Annotated in this window: 1 protein-coding gene and 1 pseudogene; both read right to left on the reverse strand. The window is 45.5% G+C overall.

The window, feature by feature from the left end; translation table 11 throughout:
* Positions 1-357: pseudogene (locus JX312_RS10530) on the reverse strand (RagB/SusD family nutrient uptake outer membrane protein); the annotation flags it as partial.
* A 19-nt stretch (positions 358-376) separates the two neighbouring features.
* Positions 377-3,526, reverse strand: coding sequence for a TonB-dependent receptor (locus JX312_RS10535; RefSeq protein ID WP_204457964.1), 3,150 nt, complete (start codon positions 3,524-3,526; stop codon positions 377-379).
* Positions 3,527-3,687 lie beyond the last annotated feature (161 nt).

Here is a 3,687-nt window from a genome sequence, read left to right on the forward strand (position 1 = left end):
ACTTATACCTGTATAGTTATTGCTCCAGTAACTTGTGAACTGCGAGTTTCCATTGGTGAATGAGAAATTATAGAGTTCCATCCAGTTGGGATAATTCGGGACATCGGAACCGATTGTCACCACATCCTCGCGAAAAGCCTCCACCGGCCATTTCACTTCGGCGAACTCCCAGGTGTCGATATAATATTCAAGTTGTGAATATGCGGCGGCTATTCCGGCTTGCGCATCCGCTTCATTGCGCCAGAAGTTGCCTGATGTCAATTGATCGGGAGACTCCACTGTGAGATAATCCTCACATGATGTCAGAGTTGATGCAGCCAGAAGCATTGCTGCAGGAAACAATATATGTTTTTTCATGTTGATTGCTGTTTAATTGTTAGAATGTGAGCTGGACACCGATGGTGAAGCTGCGGGTGAAAGGATAGATAAGTCGGTCTATACCTGTGTTGAGAACGTTGGCACGGGAGAATTCAGGATCCACACCCTTGTAGCCTGTTATAGTGAAAAGGTTCTCTGCACTTACATAAAAACGCAAATTCTCTATGTATGCCTTGCGTGTAATGGATGACGGGACCGTATAACCCAACTGCAGTTGACGCAGACGCAGAAAACTCCCGTTTTCAAGGAAACGGTCTGATTCTTTAAGGTTGCCGTTGGGATCATTGAAGATAGCCCGGGGCATTGTGGTGTTTCTGTTTTCCGGAGTCCACGCATCAAGTGTTGTTGCAAGGAAGTTCGAACCGGCATTCATGCTTTCATACAGATAGCGGTTGCCGTTATAAATCTTATAATTGAACGCACTTCCCAACACAGCCATAAGATCGAATCCTTTCCAGGCGACATTCAGATTGAGATTCACCTCCAGCTTGGGTATTCCCGAGCCACAATACTCCTTGTCGTTCTCATCTATCACTCCGTCTCCGTTAACATCCACAAAACGAATATCTCCGGCATCCGCATACGGCTGAAGTTTCTCACCCTTGCTGTTTACATAATTTGCCGCCTCCTCGTTGCTCTGGAATATTCCGTCGGTACGAAAAAGATAGAATGAGCCTATAGGTTTGCCTATCATTGTCTGAGTAGGGAAATGCTCTGTTCCGAATTTCAGACCCTCTCCGTATATTATCTGATTCTCATCGGAAAGTTCAAGCACCTTGTTGCTTGTTGTGGAAAGATTCATCCCTATATTCCAGTCCCATCCTGCTTTTGAATCCTGATAATTGATTTCGAACTCAATACCGGTGTTACGCATCTTGCCTACATTGAGAATCGGATTCGAGAGTCCGGCAGATGGAGGAAGAACCTTGGTTATCAGAAGATCTTCAGTCTTGTTGTAATAGTAATTGAAAGATCCGTTGAGACGATTGTTGAAGAAGCCATAATCTATACCGATATTCTTTGTGTCGGTTGTCTCCCACTGGAGATTGCGGTTTTCAAGTCCTCTCGCGATGCTTCCTGCCCAGGCATTGTCTCCGTTGCCCTGCACATATCCTTGATTCTTGCTGTTGTAGGTGCTGATAAGCGAGAGGAAGTCATAATAGCCGAGTGCGTTCTCATTGCCGAGTCGTCCCCAGCTCGCACGCAGCTTAAGATTGTTGAATGCCGTTGTTTTCGGGAAGAACGACTCCTCTGATATTCTCCAGCCTACGGCTACTGACGGGAACGTACCCCAACGCTTGTCTTTACCGAATTTGCTTGACCCGTCATGGCGGACTGTAGCCTGAAACAGATAACGGTTGTCAAAGTTATAGTTGACGCGTCCGAAAACAGAGAAACGTCTGTAATCCCAGCGCGAGCCGTCACCGTCATATGTGCCGCCTGTGCCTGCGCCGATTGTGGAGAAATCAGGATCAAGGAAGCCTCCGGGCTGTTCTCCTGTAACGAGCTGACCGTCTTCTACCTTATAGGTAATTGTCTTTCCGATTACTCCCACATAATTCCAGGTATATCTCCGCGCCATTGTTGAGGTTCCTGCAACTGCATTCACAGAATGCTTGCCAAATTCTTTGTTGAAAGAAAGAACATTCTCCCACACATGCTCTTCCCAATAGGCAGTTGTCTCGCTGCTCTCGGGATATTCCTGTTTGGAGCGGATATCCGCCACATATGGAGCCGTGTGATATTTATCACGCTCATGTTCACCGCGATATGCGTAGCTTGTCTTGAAACTAAGCCAAGGGGTGAAACGCGCTGTTATGGCTGCGTTGGCTGTGGTGTGGTAATACCTCGAGTCTGCCTGTCTGAAATTATTGTCAGCCATGACGTTGCGGTTGTTGGGCAAGCCGTTGAAATCAGTAAGTCCATATCCATATTCGTTTTCGGCATCATACACAGGCACAAGAGGTGAAATGCCATACATTTCCTTGATCTGATATTGAGGCTGACGGCTTTTTGTATATTTAAACGCCATGTTTGCTTCAAAATCGAAAATGTATTTTGTCGCGTTAAGCTTGACACGCGCATTGTCCATTGTGTAATCGTTGCCGAGGAAAATTCCTTTCTCATCTGAATGATTATAGCTTACAGAATATTTTCCAAGATCTCCACCACCGCGCACANTGCGCATATAGTTCTGTGTGAGACCGGAGCGTGTCATTGCGTCCTGCCAGTCGGTATTCACACCTGTGTCAGCCGTTATGTAAGCCGGTGAAGAGAGCATTGAAGAAGCATCATACATTTCCGGATGAAGAGCCACATGCTCGTTCCAGTTGTCATACATCTGACCGTGAACCTGCTTGTATTCATCGGCATTGAGCATCTTGAATTTATTGGCAATTCTGGTAAAGCTTACATATGCCGAGAAGTCTACTTTTACCTCGCCTTTCTTTCCATTTTTCGTAGTAATTATTATAACGCCGTTGGCTGCTACCGACCCATAAATGGCTGCTGCCGCACCATCTTTCAGCACTTCCATAGAATCTATGTCCTGCGGATTGACTGAGTTGATGTCACCCGGGAATCCGTCTATTATATAAAGAGGCTCATTGTCTCCAAAGGTCTTGACACCTCTTATTTTGACCTGGATTCCGGCTCCGGCGTTGCCTCCAGCCTTCATGATGTTGACACCGGCTATCTTTCCCTGAAGAGCCTCTGCCGGATTCGTTGTGGTCCTCTTTGCAAGATCATCTCCGTTCACACTTGAGATAGCACCCGTCATGTCACTCTTCTTCATCATGCCGTAACCGACAACAACGAGTTCATCAAGAAACTGAGTGTCTTCTTTAAGCGTCAAATTAATGACACTGCGTCCCTTGACTGCAATCTCCTGAGTCGCGAAACCGACATAAGAAACAACAAGCGTGCCTTTAGGATTGACATTAAGCGTGAATTTTCCGTCAAGATCTGTAGAGACTCCGTTGGTTGTCCCCTTTTCTAAGACTGTGGCTCCGATTACAGGATCTCCATTTTCTTCAGTTATCACACCTGTCACAGATTGTTTTTGAGCCCATGCCTGAAAAGGTAATGTCAGGCATAAGAGAAGGAGCATCTGTAGAACCCTTCCTTTTAACTGAGTTTTGTTTGCCATGATAATATAAGGTTAGTGGACAAATTTTATGTCGCTAATTTATTTCCACTTCATGGCATAATAAAAAAAATTCACTGGCGTCTCTTAAAATCTGTTAATGCGAAATTGTTAAACTCTGTATTCATGTTGGTTATGCGATTTTCTGGCCTGCAAACCTTGTC

This window comes from Barnesiella sp. CU968 (assembly GCF_905219685.1).
Classification (GTDB): domain Bacteria; phylum Bacteroidota; class Bacteroidia; order Bacteroidales; family Muribaculaceae; genus Lepagella; species Lepagella muris_A.